At 71.9% G+C, this 23,129-nt stretch carries 21 protein-coding genes; 17 read left to right on the top strand and 4 right to left on the bottom strand.

Translation table 11 applies throughout. From position 1 onward, the window contains the following. Nucleotides 1-21 precede the first annotated feature (21 nt). The 5 genes from ACO229_RS16305 to ACO229_RS16285 all read left to right on the top strand — a co-directional run bounded on the left by ACO229_RS16305 (nt 22) and on the right by ACO229_RS16285 (nt 6,096). Nucleotides 22-1,335 carry an ABC transporter substrate-binding protein gene (locus tag ACO229_RS16305; RefSeq protein WP_423462132.1) on the top strand — a complete coding sequence of 438 codons (1,314 nt, stop codon included), beginning with the start codon at nt 22-24 and terminating at the stop codon, nt 1,333-1,335. Between the two features lie 2 nt (nt 1,336-1,337). Next, the gene (locus ACO229_RS16300) at nt 1,338-2,228 is read left to right on the top strand and encodes a carbohydrate ABC transporter permease (RefSeq protein WP_397418010.1); all 891 of its coding nucleotides are present in this window, start codon (nt 1,338-1,340) and stop codon (nt 2,226-2,228) included. Further along, nucleotides 2,218-3,171, top strand: coding sequence for a carbohydrate ABC transporter permease (locus ACO229_RS16295; RefSeq protein WP_423462131.1), 954 nt, complete (start codon nt 2,218-2,220; stop codon nt 3,169-3,171). The genes ACO229_RS16300 and ACO229_RS16295 overlap by 11 nt, the downstream gene beginning before the upstream one ends. 250 nt (nt 3,172-3,421) lie before the next feature. After that, nucleotides 3,422-5,260, top strand: coding sequence for a BCCT family transporter (locus ACO229_RS16290; protein ID WP_397418014.1), 1,839 nt, complete (start codon nt 3,422-3,424; stop codon nt 5,258-5,260). A 47-nt stretch (nt 5,261-5,307) separates the two neighbouring features. After that, nucleotides 5,308-6,096, top strand: coding sequence for a GNAT family N-acetyltransferase (locus ACO229_RS16285; protein WP_423462130.1), 789 nt, complete (start codon nt 5,308-5,310; stop codon nt 6,094-6,096). Nucleotides 6,097-6,121: 25 nt separating this feature from the next. Here ACO229_RS16285 and ACO229_RS16280 read toward each other — a convergent pair whose 3' ends face one another. Then, nucleotides 6,122-6,652 (bottom strand): GNAT family N-acetyltransferase, encoded by a 531-nt coding sequence (locus tag ACO229_RS16280; protein WP_423462129.1) that lies wholly within the window; start codon nt 6,650-6,652, stop codon nt 6,122-6,124. Nucleotides 6,653-6,796: 144 nt separating this feature from the next. Between ACO229_RS16280 and ACO229_RS16275 the strand changes: the two genes are divergently transcribed. The 5 genes from ACO229_RS16275 (at nt 6,797) to ACO229_RS16255 (ending at nt 13,854) form a co-directional block, all read left to right on the top strand. Continuing rightward, the gene (locus ACO229_RS16275; protein ID WP_423462128.1) at nt 6,797-7,243 is read left to right on the top strand and encodes a cold shock domain-containing protein; all 447 of its coding nucleotides are present in this window, start codon (nt 6,797-6,799) and stop codon (nt 7,241-7,243) included. Nucleotides 7,244-7,478: 235 nt separating this feature from the next. After that, nucleotides 7,479-9,293, top strand: a complete 1,815-nt coding sequence (locus tag ACO229_RS16270; RefSeq protein WP_423462127.1) for an ABC transporter family substrate-binding protein — start codon at nt 7,479-7,481, stop codon at nt 9,291-9,293. Nucleotides 9,294-9,486: 193 nt separating this feature from the next. Then, the gene (locus ACO229_RS16265; RefSeq protein ID WP_397429642.1) at nt 9,487-11,007 is read left to right on the top strand and encodes an ABC transporter permease; all 1,521 of its coding nucleotides are present in this window, start codon (nt 9,487-9,489) and stop codon (nt 11,005-11,007) included. 28 nt (nt 11,008-11,035) lie between these two features. Continuing rightward, a complete protein-coding gene (locus tag ACO229_RS16260) occupies nt 11,036-12,034 on the top strand; it encodes an ABC transporter permease (RefSeq protein WP_397429643.1) in 999 nt (332 codons plus the stop codon). Between the two features lie 2 nt (nt 12,035-12,036). Continuing rightward, nucleotides 12,037-13,854, top strand: coding sequence for an ABC transporter ATP-binding protein (locus ACO229_RS16255; protein WP_397429644.1), 1,818 nt, complete (start codon nt 12,037-12,039; stop codon nt 13,852-13,854). Between the two features lie 97 nt (nt 13,855-13,951). Here the strand turns inward: ACO229_RS16255 and ACO229_RS16250 are convergent, their stop codons facing one another. After that, nucleotides 13,952-14,905: a hypothetical protein gene (locus tag ACO229_RS16250; protein ID WP_397416598.1), complete on the bottom strand. Its 954-nt coding sequence runs from the start codon at nt 14,903-14,905 to the stop codon at nt 13,952-13,954. A gap of 38 nt (nt 14,906-14,943) precedes the next feature. Beyond that, complete coding sequence (dapD, locus tag ACO229_RS16245) at nt 14,944-15,891, bottom strand: 2,3,4,5-tetrahydropyridine-2,6-dicarboxylate N-succinyltransferase (protein WP_397429646.1); 948 nt, start codon at nt 15,889-15,891, stop codon at nt 14,944-14,946. Between the two features lie 42 nt (nt 15,892-15,933). Here dapD and dapE point away from each other — a divergent pair, with 42 nt between their 5' ends. The 4 genes from dapE (at nt 15,934) to ACO229_RS16225 (ending at nt 19,323) form a co-directional block, all read left to right on the top strand. Further along, the gene (gene dapE, locus ACO229_RS16240; RefSeq protein WP_423462126.1) at nt 15,934-17,049 is read left to right on the top strand and encodes a succinyl-diaminopimelate desuccinylase; all 1,116 of its coding nucleotides are present in this window, start codon (nt 15,934-15,936) and stop codon (nt 17,047-17,049) included. Nucleotides 17,050-17,058: 9 nt separating this feature from the next. Then, entirely contained in the window at nt 17,059-17,907 is an 849-nt protein-coding gene (locus ACO229_RS16235) for a TIGR00730 family Rossman fold protein (RefSeq protein ID WP_397429648.1), read from the top strand. Nucleotides 17,908-18,027: 120 nt separating this feature from the next. Beyond that, a complete protein-coding gene (gene folP, locus ACO229_RS16230) occupies nt 18,028-18,987 on the top strand; it encodes a dihydropteroate synthase (protein ID WP_423465315.1) in 960 nt (319 codons plus the stop codon). Nucleotides 18,988-19,155: 168 nt separating this feature from the next. Next, nucleotides 19,156-19,323: a DUF3117 domain-containing protein gene (locus tag ACO229_RS16225; RefSeq protein WP_119138860.1), complete on the top strand. Its 168-nt coding sequence runs from the start codon at nt 19,156-19,158 to the stop codon at nt 19,321-19,323. A gap of 30 nt (nt 19,324-19,353) precedes the next feature. Here the strand turns inward: ACO229_RS16225 and ACO229_RS16220 are convergent, their stop codons facing one another. Continuing rightward, nucleotides 19,354-19,926 (bottom strand): O-methyltransferase, encoded by a 573-nt coding sequence (locus ACO229_RS16220; protein WP_397416610.1) that lies wholly within the window; start codon nt 19,924-19,926, stop codon nt 19,354-19,356. Between the two features lie 176 nt (nt 19,927-20,102). Here ACO229_RS16220 and sigE point away from each other — a divergent pair, with 176 nt between their 5' ends. Genes sigE through ACO229_RS16205 form a run of 3 tightly spaced genes read left to right on the top strand, consistent with a single transcriptional unit; the run spans nt 20,103 to nt 23,097 of the window. Continuing rightward, entirely contained in the window at nt 20,103-20,702 is a 600-nt protein-coding gene (sigE, locus tag ACO229_RS16215; protein WP_397416613.1) for an RNA polymerase sigma factor SigE, read from the top strand. Then, nucleotides 20,702-21,652, top strand: coding sequence for a zf-HC2 domain-containing protein (locus ACO229_RS16210; protein WP_423462125.1), 951 nt, complete (start codon nt 20,702-20,704; stop codon nt 21,650-21,652). Before sigE ends, ACO229_RS16210 begins: the two co-directional genes overlap by 1 nt. After that, nucleotides 21,649-23,097, top strand: a complete 1,449-nt coding sequence (locus ACO229_RS16205) for a trypsin-like peptidase domain-containing protein (RefSeq protein ID WP_397429650.1) — start codon at nt 21,649-21,651, stop codon at nt 23,095-23,097. The genes ACO229_RS16210 and ACO229_RS16205 overlap by 4 nt, the downstream gene beginning before the upstream one ends. Nucleotides 23,098-23,129 lie beyond the last annotated feature (32 nt).

Genomic DNA, 23,129 nt, shown 5'->3' with positions numbered 1-23,129 from the left:
GATCAGTCCAAAGGAGAACTGATGTCTGTACACCACACCCGGAACCGCAGGACGGCGGGTACCGCCGCCGTCCTCGGGACGGCCCTGGCCCTGTCCGCGTGCGCGGGCGGGAGCGACGCACCGGTCGGCGAGCCCGAGACGCCGTCCGAACCGGTCGACCTGCGCATGACCGTCTGGACGGCGGACGAGGCGCAGCTCGACCTCTTCCAGTCCATCGCCGACGCCTACGTGGCCGAGAACCCGGAGCTGGTCTCGAGCGTGACGTTCGAGACCATCCCGTTCGAGGACTACACCACCGCGCTGACCACCCAGCTCGCGGGCGGCAACGCCCCGGACCTGGCCTGGATCTTCGAGAGCAACGCCCCGGAGTTCGTCTCCAGCGGCGCGCTCGTGGACCTGCGCCCGGTGCTGGAGGGCACCGAGGGCTACGCGTTCGACGACCTCGTGCCGAGCGCGCTCACCCTCTGGGAGGAGGGCGACGGCCTCTACGCCTACCCCTTCTCGAACAGCCCGTTCGCGATGTTCGTCAACACCGACCAGATCGCCGCGGCGGACCAGCCGAACCCGGCCGACCTGGCCGCCGACGGCGGGTGGACCTTCGACGCCGCCCGCGACATCGCCGCCGCCGCCGCGGAGAAGTCCGGCAAGCAGGGTCTGGTGGTGCGCGACTTCGACTACCAGACGTGGGAGAACCTGGCCACGGTGTGGTCCGGGTGGAAGGCCGCCCCGTGGAGCGAGGACGGGACCCAGTGCACCTTCACGGACCCGGCGATGGTCGAGGCCATGACCTGGTTCCACGACGCGGTGTTCACCGACGGCGCCATGCCGGCCCCGGGCACCACCGCCGACTTCTTCGCCGGTGACGCCGCGATGACGATCACCCAGATCAGCCGCGCCTCGTCCCTCGACGACTCCTTCGGCTGGGACGTGGTGCCCCTGCCCGCAGGACCCGAGGGCAAGCAGAACGTCGTGGGCCAGGCCGGGGTCGGGGTCTTCGCCGCCGGGGAGCACCCCGACGTCGCCGCCGACTTCCTCGCGTACTTCACGAACGCGGAGAACGCCGAGCAGCTCGCCGCGTACTTCCCGCCGCCCCGCCAGTCGCTGCTCAACGGCGACAGCCTCGCGGCCGCCAACCCCCGGCTGACGGCCGAGCAGCTGGAGGCCGTCGTGGTCGACGGCGTCGAGGACGCGGTGACCAAGCCGGCGCACAAGAACTTCGCCAAGCTGTCCGAGACCGTGCGTGCCGAGCTCGACTCCCTGTGGGTCGAGGACGCCGACGTCGAGGCCGTGCTGACCGACACCTGCGCGGCGATCACGCCGCTGCTGGAGGACTGATCGTGGCAACAGCGTCAGCGGCGGTGCGCCGCGACTGGCTCGTCGGGTACACCATGGTCGCCCCGGTGGTCCTGGGGTCGCTCGCCTTCGTCGTCCTGCCGCTCGGCATGGTGGTCTGGTACTCCCTGCACGAGTGGAACGTCCTGGCGAACACGTTCACGTTCGTCGGCGCGGAGAACTACCAGCGGATGGCGTCCGACCCGGGCCTGGGCGACGCCCTCGCGGCGACCGTCTGGTTCTCGATTGGGCTCGTCGTGGTGAACATCGCGCTGGCGCTGTTGCTCGCCGTCCTGCTCAACCAGAAGCTGCCCGGCACCACCACGTTCCGGACCTTCTTCTTCTCGCCCGTCGTCGTCTCGCTGGTCGCGTGGACCATCGTCTGGAGCTTCCTGCTCCAGGCCGACGGCGGCATCAACGGGTTCCTGTCGGTGCTCGGCATCGAGGGGCCGAACTGGCTGCGGCACCCCACCACCGCCATGATCGCGGTGATCATCGTGCAGGTCTTCAAGAACGTGGGCCTGAACATGATCCTGTTCCTGGCCGCGCTGCAGGGCGTGCCCGAGGAGCTGCAGGAGGCGGCCCGGCTGGACGGCGCCGGCGCGTGGCGCCGGTTCCGTTCCATCACGCTGCCGCTGATCAGCCCCACCATCCTGCTGGTCTCGATCATCACGATCGTGGGCTCGCTGGAGGTGTTCGCGCAGATCGACGTGCTCACCGGCGGCGGCCCCGGCACCTCGACCACGGTGCTCGTCTACTACCTGTACCAGCAGGCGTTCCGGTTCAACGAGTTCGGCTACGCCAGCGCCCTGGCGGTGCTCCTGTTCCTCATCGTCCTCGTCCTGACGCTGCTCCAGTGGCAGTCGCGCAAGAGGTGGGTCTTCCATGAAGTCTGACGTGATGCCCGTGACGACGCCGGGCCGTGCGCGGCCCGGTACCCCGGCTGTGCCGCCCGGCGCGACCCCGGCCGGGACCACGCCGGCACCTCGCCGGCTCGGCGTCCGGGCCCGCCGTGCCTGGACCCGCTGGCTGCTCGTGCTGGTCCTCGCCGTCCTGAGCGTGCCGTTCGTCTTCCCCACCTGGTGGATGGCGACCTCCAGCCTCAAGCCGATGAGCGAGATCCTGCGCCGCGTGCCGACCGTCTGGCCGCAGGACCCGTCGCTGGAGGCGTACGGCCGGGTGTTCACCCTGCAACCGTTCGCGCAGCAGTACTGGAACTCCCTGTACATCGCTGTGCTGGTCACCCTCGGCACCATGCTCGTGGCGGCGATGGCGGGCTACGCGTTCGCGCGGATCCGCTTCCCCGGGGCCAACGCGCTGTTCGTCCTGGTGCTCGTGGGCCTCCTGGTGCCGTCGGAGGTGACGATCGTCCCGCTGTTCCGCATCGTCAACAGCCTCGGGCTCATCGACACCCACTGGCCGCTCATCGTGATCCCCGTGCTCGGGGCGCCCGCCGTGCTCGCCGTGTTCATCATGCGGCAGTTCTTCCTCGGGCTCCCGGTCGAGCTGGAGGAGGCCGGCCGGATCGACGGGCTCGGCCGCTGGGGCGTCTTCTGGCGCATCGCCGTGCCGCTGTCCCGCTCCGCGCTCGGCGCCGTGGCGATCTTCACGTTCCTCAAGTCCTGGAACCTCTACCTCGAACCCATCGTGTACCTCTCCAGCAAGGAGAACTTCACGCTCCCGCAGGCGCTCACGCAGTACGTCGACGCCTACGGCGGACCCATGTGGAACGTCCAGCTCGCTGCGACGACGCTCACCGTGCTGCCCGTCCTGGCCGTGTTCCTCGTGGCGCAGAAGCAGTTCGTGCAGGGCCTGGCGCACAGCGGGCTCAAGGGCTGACCAGCAGGCCGCTGTGTTCGGTCGGTTGCCTCGAGATCGGTCCGTCGACTGACCGATCTCGAGGCAACCGACCGAACACGTCACGTCAGCCGGGCTTGCTTCTCCGCGTGGCGGGATCATCCTGCCGGGTGAAAAATAGGTGTGGTGTTACGGTGAAGCGTTGGTTAGCAGACCGCTTCACCCGTAAAGGAGTCCTGGCCCTCCCGTGTGACCGCCCGGCAGACCCGGGGCGGAGAGGAGGGCCGTTGTCATGAGTACCTCAGAATCCACCAAGACCCTGCTGGGGCGTATCCAGCGCGGCGCCCGCCGCGTCGAGCGGGCCGCACTCGGACCGCAGGACCAGCGTGTCGGCACCGACCGCGTCGTCTTCGGCGTCGCCGGCATCATCGCCCTCGCGTTCATCGTGTGGGGCTTCGTCAGCTCCGACACCCTCGGCTCCGTGGCGGACAGCGCGCTCGCCGGCGTCCTGCAGAACTTCGGCTGGCTGTTCGTCATCGCGGCCACCATCTTCACGATCTTCGTGCTCGTCGTGGCCCTGGGCCGGTTCGGCAAGATCCCGCTGGGTCAGGACGGCGAGAAGCCGCAGTACTCGACGCCCTCCTGGATCGCGATGATGTTCGCGACCGGTATGGGCATCGGCCTCATGTTCTACGGCGTCGGCGAGCCCCTGTACTTCTACATGGCGCCGCCGCCCGGCACGGTCGACGGGTCCACGCCCGAGGCCGCCGCGACCGCCATGGGGCAGACGCTCTTCCACTGGACCCTGTATCCCTGGGCCATGTACGCCATCGTCGGCCTGGGCATGGCCTACGGCACCTACCGCCTGGGCCGCTCGCAGCTCTTCAGCTCGATGTTCACCTCGCTGTTCGGCCGCAAGGCCGTCAACGGCACCGGCGGCCGGGTCATCAACATCCTGGCGATCCTCGCGACCCTGTTCGGCTCGGCCTGCTCCCTGGGCCTGGGCGCCCTCCAGATCGGGGGCGGCATCCAGCACTCCGGTGTCATGGAGTCCGTGGGCACCGTGACGCTGGTCATCATCATCGCGGTCCTCACCTGCCTGTTCGTGCTCTCCGCTGTCTCGGGCATCGAGCGCGGCATCCAGTGGCTGTCCAACGCCAACATGTGGCTCGCGCTCGTGCTCGCCGTCATCGTCTTCATCGGCGGACCCACGCTCTTCATCCTCAACGTGCTGCCCGCCTCCCTGGGCGCCTTCGTGGGTGACCTGCCGGAGATGGCCTCGCGGACAGCGGCCTCCGGCGACCAGTCCCTGTCCGACTGGATGGGCACCTGGACCATCTTCTACTGGGCCTGGTGGGTCTCCTGGACGCCGTTCGTAGGCCCCTTCATCGCGCGCATCTCGCGCGGCCGCACGGTGCGCCAGTTCGTCACCGGCGTGCTGCTTGTGCCCTCGATCGTCTCCACCGTCTGGTTCGCGATCTTCGGTGGCGGAGCCATCGGCCTGCAGGAGCGTGCCGAGCAGGCGCAGGACACCGGGGCCGCGCTCGCCGCGATCGGGGAGGGCGGGGCCGACATCAACTTCGACCTCATCTTCTTCCAGACCCTCGGCGCACTGCCGGTGCCCGGCTGGGTCGGGATCGGTCTGATGGTCCTCGCGGTCGTGCTGGTCGCGATCTTCTTCGTCACCGGGGCGGACTCCGCGTCCATCATCATGGGTGGGCTGTCCGAGAACGGCGCCGAGCACCCCAGCCGCAAGTCCGTGGTGTTCTGGGGCGTCAGCACGGGTGCCGTCGCGGCCGCCATGCTGCTGGCCGGCGGCGACGATCCGGCCAGCGCGCTCAACGGCCTGAAGAACATCACCATCGTCTCGGCGCTGCCGTTCGTCGTGGTGATGCTGGTGCTGTGTGCCGCTCTCTGGAAGGACCTCTCCAGTGACCCGCTGGTGCTCAAGCGGGAGCTGGCGGTCCAGGTGCTCGCCGAGACGGTGGACACGGGCGTCGAGAAGCACGACGGCGAGCCGTTCGAGCTCTCCACCTCGGCTGCCACGCCCGCGGACCCGGACGACACCCCGACCACCCCCGAGAACGGGGTGCCGGTGGTCGCCGACGGCACGGCGGCCGCGAAGGACTGACCGATATTCCGTTGCCGGGCCCCGGCCCGGCAACGGAACGTTGGCCCATGACAGACACCTCCCGCCTGCTCCGGGCGTACGACGAGCAGCTCCGCACCGACGCCGAGACCCCCAGCGCGGTCTCGGTCACCCGCCTCGGACCCCTGCGGCTGGTGACCTTCCTGGGCGGGCGCGGGTTCGTCACCTACCAGGACCTCGGCGGCGCCGACGAGGCGGGCGTGCGAGCACTCGTCGACGGCGCCGTCGCCCACTTCCGGTCCGACGGCGGCATCACGAACGTCGAGTGGAAGACCCGCGGCCACGACCACGCACCGGGCCTGCACGAGGCCCTGGTCGAGCGGGGGTTCGTCCCGGAGGAGCCGGAGTCGATCATGATCGGCGAGGCGGCGGCCCTCGCCGTCGACGTGCCGCTGCCCGACGGCGTGACGCTGCGCCAGGTCACGCAGGAGAGCGACGTCCGCGCGATGTGCGCCATGCAGGACGAGGTCTTCGGGTCCCCGCCGTCGGACGCGACGGCGAACGCGATCCTGCGCCGGCAGGCGCTGGACGACGGCATGGAGCTCTGGGTGGCCGAGGCCGGGGGCCGGATCGTCACCGCGGGGCGCCTCGAACCCGTGCCGGGCACCGACTTCGCGGGCATCTGGGGCGGCAGCACGCGTGCCGAGTGGCGGGGGCGGGGCATCTACCGGGCGCTCACGGCCGCCCGCGCCCGGTCGGCGCTGGCCCGGGGCAAGACGCTGATCAACAGCGACTCGACCGAGTACTCGCGCCCCATCCTGGAGCGCTACGGGTTCCACCGGGTGTCGACGACGACGCCGTACGTCTGGACCCGCTGACCGGACGCGCTGACCGGCGCGGGCGTCAGCCCGCCCGGCGCCGGCCCATGATGTTCGCCGGCTCGGCGACGCCGGCGTACCGGAAGCCGGGTACCAGGTCCACGAACCCGAGACGCCGGTAGAGCACCTTGGCCCGGTCGCCCGGGTCGGCGGTGGTGGACAGCAGGGTGTGCCGGTGGGCGACCCGGGACAGCAGCTCGCGCAGCAGCGCCGTCCCGTGCCCGCGGCCCTGGTGCTCGGGCAGCACCTCCAGCTCGTTGAGCTCGAACGCGTCGTCGGTCCAGCCGGCGTGCCCGGCGTCCGCCAGCGCGGGGCTCACCTGCTGCGGCCACCAGTGCCCGGGCTGGTAGTCGAACCCGTAGACGAACCCGACGAGGTCCGTGCCGTCGAAGGCGCCGAGGGTCAGGGCGCCGTCGTAGAGCGGGAGGTAGGCGAGCCGGGTGTCCCGGAAGTGGTCGCGCCGCTCGTCCGAGTAGCCGAACGCGCGCTGGTAGATCCGGGCCAGCTCGTCGGCGCGACGCAGCACCTCCGGGGTCTCCAGCGCGCGGACGGTCATGAGGGCACGCTAGCCCCGCCCGGCCGCGCCGTCGTCCTGGGGCGTGACCGCTCCTGCTCGAGGTGGGCATTCCTGGCGCGCCCCGCCGAGCGGAGTTGGACAACCGTCCTACACTCGAACTCGCAGGGATTCTTACGAGGCGGAGTGTGTGTCGTGGTTCAAGGCAAGGTCATCAGGTTCGACGATGTGCGCGGTTACGGTTTCGTCGCTCCGGACACCGGCGGCGACGACGTGTTCATCCACGTCAACGACCTGGAGTTCGACAAGCGCCACCTCGCCGTGGGCGCGGTCGTGGACTTCACCGTGGAGGACGGCGACCGGGGCCTGAAGGCCTCCACCGTCACGCTCGTGACGCCCGCGCCGGTGCTCGCCACGGCAGGCGTGGGCGGCGGCGTGACCGGCGTGCCCACCTTCCTCCCGCCGCTGCCCGACGCCGCCTCGCGGGCGGACGGCGACGCACCGTCCGAGCGGGAGCTCGCGACGGAGGTGACCGAGGTGCTGCTGGCCGGCGTGCCCACGCTGACCGCCGAGCAGGTGCTCGCGGCCCGCGGGGTCTTCGTCGCGGTGGCACGCTCGCACGGCTGGGTCTGACTTTTCACCCGAGGTGTTAACGTCCTGTTTCGGTCCCTGATGCGTAGCGACGATGCCGCTACGGGGCGATATCAGGTCGGTAACGATCAGATCCGCCCGCCGACGAACTTGGGCAAATCCTCCCAACGCGTGAGTAGCGTGAGCGGAAACCATGACGGTGACGGACGTCTCACCCGGTCGCGCGCTGCGGTGCGGCACCGGTGGTCCGGCCCCGGCATTCCCCTGAGGAGGAACATTGAAGATCAGGCGACTGAGCGCCGCCGTCGCAGTGGCCGCCAGTGGCGCGCTGCTGTTCTCGGCGTGCACCAGCCCGGCAGGCAGCGACGACCCGGCCGAGGGTGAGAGCACTGCTACCTCGGCGGCGGCCGACGGCCCGTGCAAGGCAGACCTCGGCGACGTCACCACCGCTGACGGCGAGCTCAAGGTGTCGAACGAGGACGAGTTCCTCGGTTACAACTCGAACACGCCGGAGACCTACTCCACCTACAACACCGCGGTCACCGACCGGCTGTTCAGCGGCTTCTGGTACTGGGGCACCGACGGAACGGTCTGCCCCGACGACGCCTACGGCACCTACGAGGCGGTCTCCGAGGACCCGCTGCAGGTCGAGTACACCCTCAACGACGAGGCGGCGTGGTCGGACGGCACGCCGGTGACCTACGCGGACTACCTGCTCGACTGGGCCGCACAGGCCATCACCGAGGATGGCAAGGTCACCGACGACGCCTCCGAGACGCCGCTGTTCAACCACATCTCCGGCCTGACGCTGGGTGACTACGTGCCCGAGGGCCCGCAGGCCGACTCGGCCGACGCCAAGACGTTCACGTACGACTACGAGCGCGTCAACGCCGACTGGCGGATCCTGGTCAACTCGCCGTTCCCGGCGCACGTCGTGGCCGAGCAGGCCGGCGTGTCCACCGAGGAGCTCGTCACGGCCATCCAGGACCTCGACCTCGACGTGCTGAAGAAGGCCGCGGAGTTCTGGAACAAGGGCTGGCTCTCGGAGCCGGGCCAGGTCCCGGACCCGGCGCTCACGCCCGTCACCGGCCAGTACAACTTCAAGGCCGACGGCTGGGAGGCCGGCCAGTACATCACCCTTGAGGCGAACGACAAGTACTGGGGCACCCCGGCGGCCACCAAGGAGCTGACGTTCCGCGTGGTCGGCGCCGACGCGCAGATCCAGGCGCTGGCCAACGGCGACCTCGACGCGATCAACCCGAACGGCCCCACCGTCGACACGGTGCAGCAGCTCGAGCAGCTCGGCGACGCCGTCACCGTCCAGACCGGTCAGACCCTGACCTGGGAGCACCTCGACTACAACTTCGGCTCCGGCATCTTCGCCGACAGCCTGGAGGCCCGCGAGGCGTTCGCCCTCTGCGTGCCGCGCCAGAAGATCGTGGACGACCTGATCAAGCCGATCGACCCCGAGGCCGTCGTCATGAACGCCCGCGAGGTCTTCCCGTTCCAGGACGAGTACGAGTCGACCGTCTCCGAGTCCTACGACGGCCGTTACGACGAGGTCGACCTGGACGCCGCCAAGGAGAAGTTCGAGGCTGCCGGCCTCGAGGAGGGTGCGAAGGTCCGGATCGGCTACGCCGCGCCGAACCCGCGCCGTGCCGCTGAGGTCGAGGCCATCAAGGCCTCGTGCGACCAGGTCGGCTTCGACGTCGAGGACTCCGCCGCGGAGGACTTCTTCGACAAGGACCTGCCGAACGGTGACTACGAGATCGCGCTCTTCGCGTGGCAGGGCTCCGGCCAGATCACCTCGGGCGAGAACATCTACTCGAGCACCGGTCAGCAGAACTACGGCAAGTACTCGGACGAGACCGTGGACGAGGCGTGGAAGACGCTCTCCTCGACGACGGACGAGACGGTGCACGCCGAGCAGCGCGTGATCATCGAGAAGCAGCTCTGGGACACCCTCTACGGCATCCCGCTGTTCGCCCACCCGGGCGTCATCGCGAGCAGCTCCAGCGTGCAGAACGTGCGCGCCACGGCCGCCCAGGGCGGCGTCGTGTGGAACGCCGAGCAGTGGTCTCGCGCCTCCTGACGCGAGCCTGACGCAGGACCTGCGGGGAAGGGAGCGCCTGTTCCCTTCCCCGCAGGTCTGCCCGCAGCCGCCCGGATATTTTCCGGCCTCGCCCCGGGGCGATGGCGGCACATTTCATCCGTTGTCCTAGAGTGACCCACTGATCGCTTTCCCCAGCAGACGCCGTGCTGCGTCCGCCTCGAAGGGCCAACCCGTGCTCAAGTTCATCCTCCGACGCATCGGCGTCTCGGCGCTCGTCCTGCTCGGCGCCTCATTCCTCATGTTCATCCTGACGATCAACTCAGGAGACCCGCTCAAGGACCTGCGCGAGTCGAACGCGCAGAACCGACAGCAGCTCATGGACCAGCGGTCCGCGCTGCTGCGGCTCGACGACAACCCGTTCGAGCGGTACTGGGACTGGCTCTCGGGCGTGCTGGGGTGCTTCACCGGCAACTGCGACCTCGGCGTGACGATCAACGGCGTCGACGTGCTGGGCCTCACCCAGCAGGCCGCCGCCTCCTCGCTGCGGCTCATCACCGTGGCCACGGTGCTCGCCATCGTCGTCGGCATCGCGCTCGGCATCCTCACGGCCATCCGCCAGTACTCCGGGTTCGACTACGTCGTCACCTTCAGCGCGTTCCTGTTCTTCTCGCTGCCGGTGTTCTGGGCGGCCACGCTGCTCAAGGAGTACGCGGCCATCCAGTACAACAACTGGATCGTCGTGGGCCAGTACGCCCCGTGGACCATCGTCATCGCCGCGCTGGTCGTCGGGTTCGTGCTCCAGGCGGTGCTCGGCGGCTCCGCGCGGCGCCGGCTGATCACGGCGGCCGCGGCGTTCGCCTTCGTCGCCGTCCTCCTGTTCGTGTTCAACGCGCTCGACTGGTGGCGCAACCCGGTGTTCGGCATCGGCGGAGTGCTGGTGGTCTCGGCGGCCGCGGGCGTGCTTGTCACGGCCCTCGTGGCCGGCCTGCGCAACCGGCGGGCCCTGTACGCGGCGCTCACCACCGCCGTCGTGGGCGCGGTCGCCTACCTCGCCTTCGCGCCGCTGCTGGTCAACCAGCCGTCGTGGGGCCTGCTCGCCGGGCTGTTCGTGCTCGCGATCCTCGTCTCGGTCGGCATCGGCGCCGCCTGGGGCGGCGACGCCCGCAAGCAGGTCATGCTCATCACCGGCGTCACGGGCGTCATCACCTCCTTCGCGGTCGTGGCGGACATCCTCATCGCGAACTGGGCCAGCTTCCTGGGCATCAAGTCGCGGCCGATCTCGACGATCGGGTCGCAGACGCCGAACTTCACCGGCGACTTCTGGGAGCAGGTGCTCGACATGGGCACCCAGATCCTGCTGCCCACCGTGCTGCTCACCCTGGTCTCGGTGGCCACGCACTCGCGGTACACGCGCTCCTCCATGCTGGAGACGCTGAACCAGGACTACGTGCGCACCGCCCGGTCGAAGGGCCTGTCCGAGCGTGAGGTCATCGTCAAGCACGCGTTCCGCAACGCGCTCATCCCGATCACGACGATCGTCGCGTTCGACTTCGCGGCGCTCATCGGCGGTGCGGTCATCACCGAGCAGGTCTTCGGCTGGAAGGGCATGGGCGCCCTGTTCCAGGACGGCCTGAACGCGGTGGACCCGGCGCCCGTCATGGCGTTCTTCCTCGTCACCGGCATCGCGGCGGTGCTGATGAACCTCGTGGCGGACCTCGCGTACGCGGCCCTCGACCCCCGGATCCGGCGCTGAGCGCGGGCCACGGCAGGAGACACAGACAATGAGTGACATCAGGAACAGCAACCCGGGCGGCGAGGACTACGAGCCGCAGATCTCGGTGGCGGGCACCGACCCCGTCGGCCTGGCGGCGGGCGGCTCGGCCGCCCCGCTGCCGGGCGAGGACAAGTCCTACAGCCAGGGACAGCTCGTGGCCCGCCGGTTCTTCCGGCACCGCGGCGCCATCGCCTCGATGATCGTGCTCGGCATCGTCATCGTGGTCGCGTTCACGTCCATCGGCATCGGCCCGATCCCGGGCTGGTGGCCCAAGGACTACACGCTCCAGTACGACAAGATCGGCGACGGCGCGCCCACCTGGGAGTACCCGTTCGGCCAGGACACGGGCGGCAAGGACTACTTCGCCCTGGTGATGCGCGGCACGCAGTTCTCGCTCATCATCGCCTTCGCGGTCGGCATCATCTCCACCGTGGTCGGCACCGTGATCGGCGCCCTCGCCGGGTTCTACCGCGGCTGGGTCGAGTCGGTGCTGATGCGCGTGACCGACGTCTTCATCATCATCCCGCTGCTGGCGGTCGCGGCCGTGCTCGGTCGCATGGCGGGAGACTCCGGAATCTGGGGCCTCGCGTTCGTGCTCGGCCTGGTCACCTGGACCAGCCTGGCCCGCCTGGTGCGCGGCGAGGTGCTCTCGCTGCGCGAGCGGGACTTCGTGCTCGCCGCCCGCGCGGTCGGCACGGGCCCGTGGCGCATCATCACCCGGCACGTGCTGCCGAGCGCGGTGGGCGTCATCATCGTGTCCGCGACGCTGTCCATCTCCAGCGCGATCCTGCTGGAGACCTCGCTGAGCTTCCTCGGGTTCGGCGTGCAGCCGCCCGACACCTCGCTCGGCACGCTGATCTCCGAGTACCAGGCCGCGTTCACCACCCGGCCGTGGCTGTTCTGGTGGCCCGGAATCATGATCCTGACCATCGCCCTGTGCGTGAACTTCATCGGCGACGGCCTGCGCGACGCGTTCGACCCCCGCCAGAACCGGACCAAGGACTGAGCATGACCACTCTCGACATCAGCACTCCCGGTGCCGCGTCGGCGGCCGGCGACGCCGTGCTCTCCTTCGAGGGCCTCGACGTCACGTTCAAGACCGAGTTCGGCGAGGTGCACGCCGTCAAGGGCATCGACCTGGAGGTGCGCCCCGGCGAGGTGGTCGCGCTCGTGGGCGAGTCCGGTTCCGGCAAGTCCGTCACCTCGATGACGGCGCTCGGCCTGCTGCCCCGCAACGCCCGCATCGGCGGCACCGTCCGCGTGGGCGACAAGGTGGTGGGCGCCCTGGACGGCAAGGGGCTGCGCACCATGCGCGGCAACGACATCGCCATGGTGTTCCAGGAGCCCATGACGGCCCTCAACCCGGTGCTCACCATCGGCGACCAGCTCACCGAGGGGCTCCAGCTGCACGGCATCGCCTTCGGCAAGCAGGCCCTGGCGCGCGCCGCGGAGCTGCTGGCCATGGTGGGCATCCCGGAGCCGGAGCGGCGCCTCAAGCAGTACCCGCACGAGCTGTCCGGCGGTCAGCGGCAGCGCGTGGTCATCGCCATGGCCATCGCGTGCGACCCCAAGGTGATCGTCGCCGACGAGCCCACCACGGCCCTGGACGTCACGGTGCAGGCCGACATCCTCGACCTGCTGCGCTCGCTCAAGGACAAGCTGAACACCGGCATCCTGCTGATCACCCACAACATGGGCGTGGTGGCCGACATGGCCGACCGCGTCGCCGTCATGCTCAAGGGCGACCTCGTGGAGACGGGCACCGCCGACCAGGTGCTCAACCACCCGCGGCACGAGTACACGAAGCGCCTGCTGGCGGCCGTGCCCCACCTGGGGTCCGGGCCCGGCCAGTTCGGTGACGTCGCGCCCGTGCAGGCGGCGGCCGGCGACCTGCCCGCGCTCGACCTGAGCAACCTGGTCATCGAGTACCGCCGCGTGGGCAAGCCGACCTTCCGGGCCGTGGACGACGTGACGCTGTCCGTGGCGCAGGGCGAGATCGTGGGCCTCGTGGGGGAGTCCGGCTCGGGCAAGTCGACCATCGCGAAGTGCGCGCTCGGGCTCATCCCGGCCGCGTCCGGCTCGGTGTCGATCCTCGGCAGCGACTTCCGCCGGATGAAGGGCAAGGACCTCAAGGCGCTGCGCCGCCGCATCGGCGTCGTCTTCCAGGACCCGGCCTCCTCGCTCAACCCGCGGCTGCCCATCGGCGACGTGATCGCGGAGCCGCTCGTGGTGCACAAGGAGGGTGACGACAAGTCGCGCCGGCGCCGCGTGCTGGAGCTGCTCGACGCCGTCGAGCTGCCCCGCAGCGTCTACAACCGGTACCCGCACGAGCTGTCCGGCGGCCAGCGGCAGCGCGTCAGCATCGCCCGCGCCCTCACGCTCGACCCCGAGCTGCTGGTCGCGGACGAGCCCACGTCGGCCCTCGACGTGTCCGTGCAGGCCAACGTGCTGAAGATGTTCACGACGCTGCAGGAGCGGTACAAGTTCGCCTGCCTGTTCGTGAGCCACGACCTCGCCGTGATCGACCTGCTCGCCCACCGCGTGGTGGTGCTGCAGAACGGCCGGATCGTCGAACAGGGCCCGCGCGAGGAGGTGCTGCACCACCCCCGCGAGGAGTACACGCAGCGGCTCATCGCCGCGGCACCCGTGCCCGAGCCGCTGGAGCAGCGTCGTCGCCGCGAGGCCCGGCACGCGCTGCTGGCCCAGCTCGGCGACGACGTCGCGGAGCTGCACGTGGACGAGGACTACGAGCGCCCGCGGCCCCGCCGCGACGAGGGCGGCAACCCGTCGGGCCTGGCCGGCTTCGGCGGCGACGGCGGCAACTAGCCCCAGGCCTGCCGCGGTGGAACGACAGCGGGACAGAACCGGACCGGTTCTGTCCCGCTGTCGTTCCACCGCGGGGTCGTTCCACCGCGGGGGAGGGCTACTCCGCGGCGTCCACCGTGATGGCGACCTCGCCCGGGGGCAGGCGGGTCTCCGCCGGGAGCCAGTCGGCCTTCTCGCGGAGCCAGACCTGGTCGGCCACCTGCACCTCGATCGCCTGCGTGGCCTGTGCGGTCGCCACGGCCCACTGGCCGGTCGCCCAGGCGCCACGGCCCGGGTCGTCCGGCGTGAGCGGTGTCGCGTCCACGGTCACCGTGGCCGACGCCGGGTCCTGCCGGCTCGGGTCGGTCGCCTCGGTGGCCGGCGCGAGCCCCAGGTCCCGGCCCAGCCGGCCCGCCACCACGTCGCGTGCGGCGTCCGGGGCCCGCTGGTCGCCGTCGGCCACCGGGGCGAGCTCGCAGGACAGGACCCCGCGGGAGTTGCCGGTCAGCGCCGACGCCCAGGCCCGCGACCGCATCTCGTGCTGCGCGTACGCGTCCGGGAAGGCCGAGCGCTGGACCGTCTGGGCGGCGTCGGTCACCGCCATGTCCTCGTAGCCCTCGACCTCCACGAGCATGTCGTAGAACGCGTTGGTCGAGTAGACGGGGTCCATGATCTGCTCCACCGTGCCCCAGCCCTGCGAGGGCCGCTGCTGGAACAGGCCCACCGAGTCGCGGTCACCGTGGTCGATGTTGATGAGCTTGGACTCCTGCAGGGCCGTGGCCAGGCCGATCGTCGTGGCCCGGGCAGGGAGCCCGCGCGCGACCGCGGTGCCCGCCACGAGCGCGGCGTTGTCGGCCTGGGCGGGTGACAGGAACCAGTCCGAGCCGTCCAGCTCGGCGGTGCAGCGTTCGGTCACGGGTCCGCCGCCGGTCAGGCGGTTCAGCCCGACGACGACGCCGACGGTCGCGACGGCGCACACCGACCCGATGGCGACCAGGTACGTGAGGGCGCGCCGGAACGGGCGACGCGGCGCGGGCGGGGCCGGCGGTTCGGCCGCGGCCAGCAGTGCCATTGCGTGCTCCCTGTGGTGCGGGGCGTCGGACGAGGGGGTCAGTTCGCGTGCAGCGCCTCGTTGAGCTCGATCCCCACGCCGGTCCGGTCGAGCACCTCGACGGCGCCGGTGGTCGAGTTCCGGCGGAACAGCAGGTTGCTGCGGCCCGCGAGCTCGCGCGCCTTGACGGGGGCGGTGCCGTCGCCGTACGGGTCGGCAGCGGCCCCGAGCACCGTCACCTTGGTGCCCGCGGTGAGGTACAGGCCGGCCTCGACCACGCAGTCGTCGCCGAGGGGGATGCCCAGGCCCGCGTTGGCGCCCAGGAGGCAGCGCTCGCCGAGCGACACCACCTCCTTGCCGCCACCGGACAGGGTGCCCATGATCGAGGCCCCGCCGCCGACGTCGGACCCGTCGCCCACGGTGACGCCCGCCGAGATGCGGCCCTCGACCATGGAGGCCCCGAGCGTGCCGGCGTTGTAGTTGACGAAGCCCTCGTGCATCACGGTGGTGCCCGGGGCCAGGTGCGCGCCGAGCCGGACGCGGTCGGCGTCGGCGATGCGGATGCCCGACGGGAGCACGTAGTCGACCATGCGCGGGAACTTGTCCACGCCGTAGACGGTGACGAGGCCCCGGGCGCGCAGGCGCACGCGCGTCTCCTCGAAGCCCTCGACGGCGCACGGGCCGGCGCTGGTCCAGACCACGTTGGTCAGCACGCCGAAGATGCCGTCCAGGTTCAGTCCGTGCGGCCGGACGAGCCGGGCGGAGAGCAGGTGCAGGCGCAGGTAGGCGTCCGCGGCGTCCTTCGGCGGGTCGGCGAGGTCGATCGACGTGGTCACGACCTCGAGCCGGACGCGCCGCAGCTCGTCGCTGCCGGTGAGGGCCGTCAGCGACTCGGGCGGCGTGGCGTCGGCCGGGGCGTCGCCGAGGGCCGGCGCGGGGTACCAGGTGTCGAGGGTGGTGCCGTCGTCGGCGATCGTGGCCAGGCCGAAGCCCCATGCGGTCGTCATGCCTCCAGCCTAACGTCCGTGACCAGCGCCTAGGGTTGCCCTGTGGACACCCTGACCGACCCCGCGCCCCTCGACCCGTCGGACCTCGTCGGGCTCACCCGGGCCCTGTGCGACATCCCCTCCGTCAGCGGCGACGAGAAGGCCCTCGCGGACGCGATCGAGGCGACCCTGCGCGCCTGCCCGCACCTGGTGGTGGTGCGCGACGGTGACGCGCTGGTGGCCCGGACGGACCTGGGCCGCGACCGGCGCGTGGTGGTGGCCGGCCACATCGACACCGTCCCGATCGCCGACAACCTGCCGACGCGCCTGGAGGGCACGGGCCAGGACGCCGTGCTCTGGGGCCGGGGCACCGTCGACATGCTCGGCGGCGTGGCCGTCGCCCTCGCGCTCGCCACCGAGCTCGGTGCCCCCGGCACCACGCCCGCGCACGACCTGACGTGGATCTTCTACGACCACGAGGAGGTCGACTCGGCCCTCAACGGCCTGGGTCGCCTCGCGCGCAACCACCCTGACCTGCTGCGGGGCGACTTCGCGATCCTGGGCGAGCCCTCGAACGCGGGCATCGAGGGCGGGTGCAACGGCACGATGCGCGTGGAGGTGCGCACCCGCGGGGTCGCGGCGCACTCGGCGCGCGCGTGGACCGGCGAGAACGCGATCCACGCCGTGGCGCCCGTGCTCACGCGGCTCGCCGCCTACGAACCGCGTGCGGTCGAGGTGGACGGCCTGGTCTACCGGGAGGGCCTCAACGCCGTGCGGATCGAGGGCGGCATCGCGGGCAACGTCATCCCGGACGCCTGCACGGTCGAGGTGAACTACCGGTTCGCGCCGGAGCGTTCCGTCGCGGAGGCGGAGGCGCACCTGCGCGAGGTGTTCGAGGGGTTCGACGTGGTGGTGACCGACGCCGCGGGCGGCGCCCGGCCGGGCCTCGACGACCCGCTGGCCGCGCAGTTCGTGCGGTCGGTCCTGGACACCGCGGGCGGGGAGCCGGCGCCCAAGTACGGGTGGACGGACGTCGCCCGGTTCGCCGAGCTCGGGGTGCCCGCCGTGAACTTCGGCCCCGGGGACCCGCTGCTCGCCCACAAGGACGACGAACGGCTGCCCGTGGCGCAGCTCGCGCAGTGCCGCGACGCGCTGCGGGCCTGGCTGCTGGACGACTAGTTTGGTCGCATGAGCGACGAAGGCATCCCACAGTCCGGCCGCGGGTACCGCCGCGGTCCGGTGCTGCTGCGCGGCAAGCAGATCCCCCGCACCACGACGGACCAGCGGCTCCTGGCGCCCGACCAGGACACGGAGTGGCTGCACTCCGACCCGTGGCGCGTGCTGCGCATCCAGAGCGAGTTCGTGGAGGGGTTCGGGGCGCTCGCCGAGCTCGGCAAGGCGGTGTCGGTGTTCGGCTCGGCACGGACCAAGCCGGACCACCCGGACTACCGGGCGGGCGAGACCGTCGGCCGGCTCCTGGTCGAGGCCGGGTACTCCGTCATCACGGGCGGCGGCCCGGGCGTCATGGAGGCCGCGAACAAGGGCGCCGCGGAGGCGGGCGGCACCTCGGTGGGCCTGGGTATCGAGCTGCCTTTCGAGCAGGGCGTGAACGAGTACGTGAACCTGGGAATCAACTTCCGGTACTTCTTCGCGCGAAAGACGATGTTCCTGAAGTACGCACAGGGATTCATCGTCCTTCCCGGTGGTTTCGGCACCTTTGACGAGCTGTTCGAGGCCGTCACCCTGGTGCAGACGCACAAGGTCACCCAGTTCCCGATCGTCCTGGTGGGCACGGAGTACTGGAGCGGCCTGCTGGAGTGGGTGCGGTCCACCGCGCTCGCGCACGGCACCATCAGCGACGTCGACCTCGACATCGTGCACCTGACCGACGACCCCGCCGAGGCCGTGCGGCACGTGGTACAGCGTGCGCATCAGATCGCCGCGGAGAAGGCGGCGCTCCAGGCGGCCGCGGCCGCCGAGCGGGCCACCGAGGACGCGGCCGAGCCGGTGCTGCCCCGCTCGCTGGGCGGCTCGTAGGTGGACCGTCCGGGCGACGGCGGCAGGGTCGGCGACCCGGACGCCGGCGGTCGGGTCGCAGGTCACGACGCGCGTCAGGAAGCTCGTCGGGAGGCCGGCCAGGGTGAGGTGCAGGGCATGATGCAGGGCGTGGTCCCGCCGCCGTCCGCCCCGCTCGTGCTGCGCGGCCGGGAGCTGGGCCGGGACGGGCACGCCGTGCGCCCCGTGGTGATGGCCGTGCTCAACCGCACCACCGACTCGTTCTACGCCCCGGCCCGCCTGCCCGACGACGCCGCGGCGCTGGCCGCCGCCGAGCGCGCGTACGCGGACGGCGCCGAGATCCTCGACGTCGGCGGCGTGCGGGCCGGGACCGGCGCGCCGGTCGACGAGGCGGAGGAGATCCGGCGCGTGGTGCCGTTCGTGGCGGCGGTCCGGGCGGCCGTGCCGGACCTGCTGGTGTCGGTCGACACCTGGCGCGCGGGGGTGGCCCGCGCCGCGATCGACGCGGGGGCAGACCTCGTCAACGACACCTGGGCGGGTCACGACCCGCGCCTGGTGGAGGTGGCGGGCGCGGCCGGCGTCGGCGTCGTCTGCTCCCACACGGGCGGCGCGCTGCCGCGCACCGACCCCTACCGCGTGGAGTACCCCGCGGCAGCGGAACCGCAGGTCAGCAGGGTTCCGGACGGGGCCGGGGCGGGGGAGGGCGGGCTCCTCGCCGACGTCGTGGAGACGCTGCGGCGCAGCGCGGAGCGCGCCGTGGCGTGCGGTGTGCCGCGCGCGTCCGTGCTCGTGGACCCGACCCACGACTTCGGCAAGAACACCTGGCACTCCCTCGAGCTGCTGCGTCGTACGGGAACCCTGGCGGGGCTGGGGTTCCCGCTGCTCATGGCGCTGTCCCGCAAGGACTTCGTGGGCGAGACGCTGGACCTGCCGCCCCAGGAGCGGCTCGAGGGCACCCTGGCCGCGACGGCCGTGGCGGCCTGGCTCGGCGCACGCGTCTTCCGGGCGCACGACGTGCGGGCGACGCGGCGCGTCCTGGACCTCGTGGCGGCCGTCCGCGACGAGGCCCCGCCGGCCGCCGCGCTGCGCGGTCTCGGCTGACCCGACGGTGGACGGGTCGCACGACGAACAGGCGGTGTTCGCCCGGACCCGCGCGGGACAGGTGGAAAGTAAGGGGCGCCAATTGAACTAGAATGGGTCCGTGCCCTCGGCATTCGCCGGGAACATGAATGCTGCTACACACCGGACAACGGAATGGGAGAGCCACACATGGCTGCGATGAAGCCGCGGACGGGTGACGGACCGCTCGAGGTCACCAAGGAGGGGCGCGGCATCGTGATGCGTGTGCCGCTCGAGGGCGGCGGCCGGCTCGTCGTCGAGCTCAACGCGACCGAGGCGAGCGAGCTCGGCGACGCTCTCCAGACCGTCGTCGCCTGAATCCTTCTCGTCCCGGTCGTCCGCCGCGGGTCAGCGGCGGACGGCCAGCAGCAGTCCGTCCCCGCTCGGCAGCATGGCAGGCAGCACCCGTTCGTCGTTGCGCAGCGTCCGGCCCACCTCACGCACCACGGTGGTGAGCTCGTCGCGGCGTGCGGGGTCGGCCACCCGGTCCCGCAGCAGGGCTCCGTCGACGGCGAGCACACCGCCCGGCCGCAGCAGCCGCAGCGCCTCGTCGACGTACTCCGGGTACGACAGCGGGTCGCTCGCGACGAGCACCAGGTCGTACGCGCCGTCCGCCAGCCGGGGCAGCACGTCCCCCGGCCGCCCGGGGATGATGCGGGTGCGCTGCGGCGCGACGCCGTCCTCCGCGAACGCGACCCGCGCGGCCCGCTGGTGCTCCACCTCGCGGTCGATGGTGGTGAGCTGACCGTCGTGGGGCATGCCCCGCAGCAGCCAGAGCGCGGCGACGCCGGCACCCGTGCCCACCTCGACCACCGCGTGCGCCCCGGTCGCGGCGGCCAGCACGCGCAGCACCGCGCCGACGCCCGGGAGCACAGCCGGCGTACCGAGCTCCGCAGCCCGTTCGCGGGCACGCAGCAGCACCTCGTCCTCGGGGACGAAGGCCTCGCTGTAGACCCAGGCCGCGACCCTGCCGTGGCCGGACGGCTCCGCTGTGCTGATGGCTTCCTCCGCTGGACCTGTCCAGATGTGTGCATCACGTGCGGCGTCAGGGTACAGCCCGTGGGAACGACTGGGCCGACACGTACGTTGAGAGGACGATGACTTCTGTGAGTACTCGCGCAGCAGATCCAGGTGCGTCGACCCCGACCGGGGCCGGCGCCGCCGACATGCCCTGGCAGCCGCCCACGTGGGAGGAGATCGTGCGGGAGCACTCCGCACGCGTCTACCGCCTCGCGTACCGGCTCACGGGCAACAAGCAGGACGCGGAGGACCTCACGCAGGAGACCTTCATCCGGGTGTTCCGGTCGCTGTCCAGCTACACCCCGGGCACGTTCGAGGGCTGGCTGCACCGCATCACCACCAACCTGTTCCTGGACGGCGCGCGCCGCAAGAAGCGCATCCGCATGGAGGCGATGGGTGACGACGACGGGCACGTCGCCGACACCGGTGACTTCGGCCGCCCGGAGCGCGGGTACGAGCACGCGAACCTCGACCAGGACGTGCAGCGAGCGCTCGACGCGCTGCGCCCCGAGTACCGCGCCGCCGTCGTGCTGTGCGACATCGAGGGCCTGAGCTACGAGGAGATCGCCGTGACCCTGGGCGTCAAGCTCGGCACCGTGCGCTCCCGGATCCACCGGGCCCGGGCCCAGCTCCGCGACGCGCTGGAGCACCTCGCGCCGACCCGCGGGGGTGCCTGATGGGGCACCTCGGCGACCTGATCAGCGCGCTGGCCGACGGGCAGCTGTCGCCCGCGGACACCGAGAAGGCGCTCTCCCACGTGACGACGTGCCGCCTGTGCGCCCGCGAGCTGGACACGGCTCGCGCGGCCCGGCGTGCGCTGTCCTCCGCCGCCGACGTCGTGCCGGACCCGGCCCTCACCGCACGTCTCATGGCGCTCCAGGCGAGCATCCCGCCCACCGACGAGGACCCGCTGCGGCGCCCGCTGCTGGGGCCGGACCCGCTCTCGGTCCCGGCCTGGCAGACGGCCTCGTTCACCGGCGGCGGCGGTTTCGACGGCAGCCTCGACCGGCCGGCGCGCCGCCGCCGGACCACCCGGATCGCGGCGCTCGGCGTGGGCGGCGTCGGGGTGCTGGGCCTGGCCCTCTTCACGCTCGGGGACGTCCCCGTGGTGTCCCCGCAGCTCTCCGCGCAGACCAGCATGACGATGCTCGGCCGCACGGGCCCCGACACCGCGGCGGCGGGCCAGGACGTGCTCGCCACGCTGGAGGGCGGTTCCGGCGGACGGACCTCTGCGGCGCTCGACTGGGTGGCGGACAACGGCTGGGTGGCCCCGTCCGACCTGCCCGACGGCTACACGGTCTCGGCCATGCGCCTCGTGGGCGACCAGGGACAGACGCTGGAGATCGACCTGACGGGCCCGTCGGGCCGCGCGGTGGTCCGGGAGCGTCCGGGTCAGCTCGCCCAGGACGGCGCGACGACGGTGGGCGGTGTCCAGGTGCTGGCCACCGAGCCCGCCCATGTGGCGTGGCAGTCCGACGACATGGTGGTGGACGTCGTCGCGGAGGCACCGGAGGAGGTGCTGAGCGAGCTCGTGGCGTCGTTCGGTGAGCATGGCTACGATGCCGGGGTCCTGCCCCGCATCGCCCGCGGGTGGCACACCGTGACAGGAGCCATCGAGAGCCCATGACCGACGAGAACCCGTTCGCGCCGCCCACGCCGCGAGCAGCAGTGCCGCCGCCGAAGGAACCGTCGGCCCCGGCCACCCGGTCCGACGCCGATGTCCCGGCGCCCGGTGCTCCGGTGGCCGGTGCACCGGCGGCGGGCGCCGAGGGCGAGCACGGGCAGGCGCAGGGCACCGCACAGCTCCCGGCGCGGCCGGTCGAGCGACCCACGGAGCAGCTTCTGACCACGGTCCCCCTGCCGTCCCCGGCGGCGCCGGACGAGGCCGGGCCGGCCGACGCGGCCACGTCGTACCCCGAGGGCTCGCATCCCGACGCCCCGCACCCGGCGCCGTCGCCGCGCACCCGTCGCGGGCGGCTCGGTGCCCGCTCCGTCGCGGCCGTCGTGCTGCTGGGCCTCGTCGCGGGGGCCGGCGGCGGGGTGGCCGCCTACGGCCTGCTGGACGCCCAGGACTCCGCCCGCCCGGCGGACGCCGCGCTCCCGGAGCCCGCCGCCGGTGCCACCCACGTGGACCGGCCGGAGGGGTCGGTGGCGGCCATCGCCGCCGCCGCGCTGCCGAGCGTCGTGTCGATCGAGGTGCGTGCCGAGCAGGGCGTCGCCACGGGCTCCGGCATGATCCTCAAGGCCGAGGGCTACATCCTCACCAACAACCACGTGGTGGCCGAGGCGGCGTCGGGGGCGGACGTCACCGTCACGTTCGCCGACGGCCACGAGCAGCCCGCCGAGCTGGTCGGCACCACGCCGGACTACGACCTCGCGGTGATCCGCGTCGACGAGACCGGCCTGACGCCGCTCGTGCTCGGCGACTCGGACGACGTCGTGGTCGGTGACTCCGTGCTCGCCGTCGGCTCGCCCCTCGGGCTGGAGGCGACGGTCACCACGGGGATCGTCAGCGCGCTGCACCGCCCCGTGAAGGCCGGCGAGGCGGCCGAGGCGGCGTTCATCGACGCGATCCAGACCGACGCCGCGATCAACCCCGGCAACTCGGGCGGCCCGCTGGTCAACACGGCGGGCGAGGTGATCGGCATCAACTCCGCCATCGCGCAGGGGCCGGGCACCGCCGCGGCCACGGGCAACATCGGGCTCGGCTTCGCGATCCCGTCCAACCAGGCCCGGCACACCGCCGAGCAGCTCATCGAGACGGGCACGGCGACGTTCCCGGTCATCGGCGTGCTGCTCGACCCCACCTACCAGGGCGAGGGCGTCCAGGTGTCGGAGGAGCCGCAGCAGGGCACGCCCGCGGTCACGCCGGGCGGCCCGGCCGACCAGGCGGGCGTGAAGCCCGGCGACGTGATCCTGGCGATCGACGGGCGTCCCGTGTCGGTGGCGGACGAGCTGATCGTCGCGATCCGTGCGAAGGCGCCGGGCGACCCGGTGACGCTCCAGGTGCGGTCCGGTGGCGACGAGCGCGAGCTGCGCGTCGTCCTCGAAGAGCGGTCGAGCGGCCAGTGAACGGGGTTCACCGGGTGTTCTCCGGCGCTTCC

Origin of the sequence: Promicromonospora sp. MS192, from assembly GCF_049532985.1 — a bacterium.
In the GTDB taxonomy this organism is placed as follows: Bacteria; Actinomycetota; Actinomycetes; order Actinomycetales; family Cellulomonadaceae; genus Promicromonospora.
Note: the sequence above shows the minus strand (reverse complement) of the source record. Positions and strands in the feature narration are given on the sequence as shown.

Bases quoted from the DNA above. Each gene is read 5' to 3' on its own strand.
- ACO229_RS16305 (WP_423462132.1), top strand. From the start codon at position 22: ATGTCTGTACACCACACCCGGAACCGCAGGACGGCGGGTACCGCCGCC.
- ACO229_RS16295 (WP_423462131.1), top strand. From the start codon at position 2,218: ATGAAGTCTGACGTGATGCCCGTGACGACGCCGGGCCGTGCGCGGCCC.
- ACO229_RS16290 (WP_397418014.1), top strand. From the start codon at position 3,422: ATGAGTACCTCAGAATCCACCAAGACCCTGCTGGGGCGTATCCAGCGC.
- ACO229_RS16285 (WP_423462130.1), top strand. From the start codon at position 5,308: ATGACAGACACCTCCCGCCTGCTCCGGGCGTACGACGAGCAGCTCCGC.
- ACO229_RS16280 (WP_423462129.1), bottom strand. From the start codon at position 6,652: ATGACCGTCCGCGCGCTGGAGACCCCGGAGGTGCTGCGTCGCGCCGAC.
- ACO229_RS16260 (WP_397429643.1), top strand. From the start codon at position 11,036: ATGAGTGACATCAGGAACAGCAACCCGGGCGGCGAGGACTACGAGCCG.
- ACO229_RS16255 (WP_397429644.1), top strand. From the start codon at position 12,037: ATGACCACTCTCGACATCAGCACTCCCGGTGCCGCGTCGGCGGCCGGC.
- ACO229_RS16250 (WP_397416598.1), bottom strand. From the start codon at position 14,905: ATGGCACTGCTGGCCGCGGCCGAACCGCCGGCCCCGCCCGCGCCGCGT.
- dapD (WP_397429646.1), bottom strand. From the start codon at position 15,891: ATGACGACCGCATGGGGCTTCGGCCTGGCCACGATCGCCGACGACGGC.
- ACO229_RS16235 (WP_397429648.1), top strand. From the start codon at position 17,059: ATGAGCGACGAAGGCATCCCACAGTCCGGCCGCGGGTACCGCCGCGGT.
- folP (WP_423465315.1), top strand. From the start codon at position 18,028: ATGCAGGGCGTGGTCCCGCCGCCGTCCGCCCCGCTCGTGCTGCGCGGC.
- ACO229_RS16225 (WP_119138860.1), top strand. From the start codon at position 19,156: ATGGCTGCGATGAAGCCGCGGACGGGTGACGGACCGCTCGAGGTCACC.
- sigE (WP_397416613.1), top strand. From the start codon at position 20,103: ATGACTTCTGTGAGTACTCGCGCAGCAGATCCAGGTGCGTCGACCCCG.
- ACO229_RS16210 (WP_423462125.1), top strand. From the start codon at position 20,702: ATGGGGCACCTCGGCGACCTGATCAGCGCGCTGGCCGACGGGCAGCTG.
- ACO229_RS16205 (WP_397429650.1), top strand. From the start codon at position 21,649: ATGACCGACGAGAACCCGTTCGCGCCGCCCACGCCGCGAGCAGCAGTG.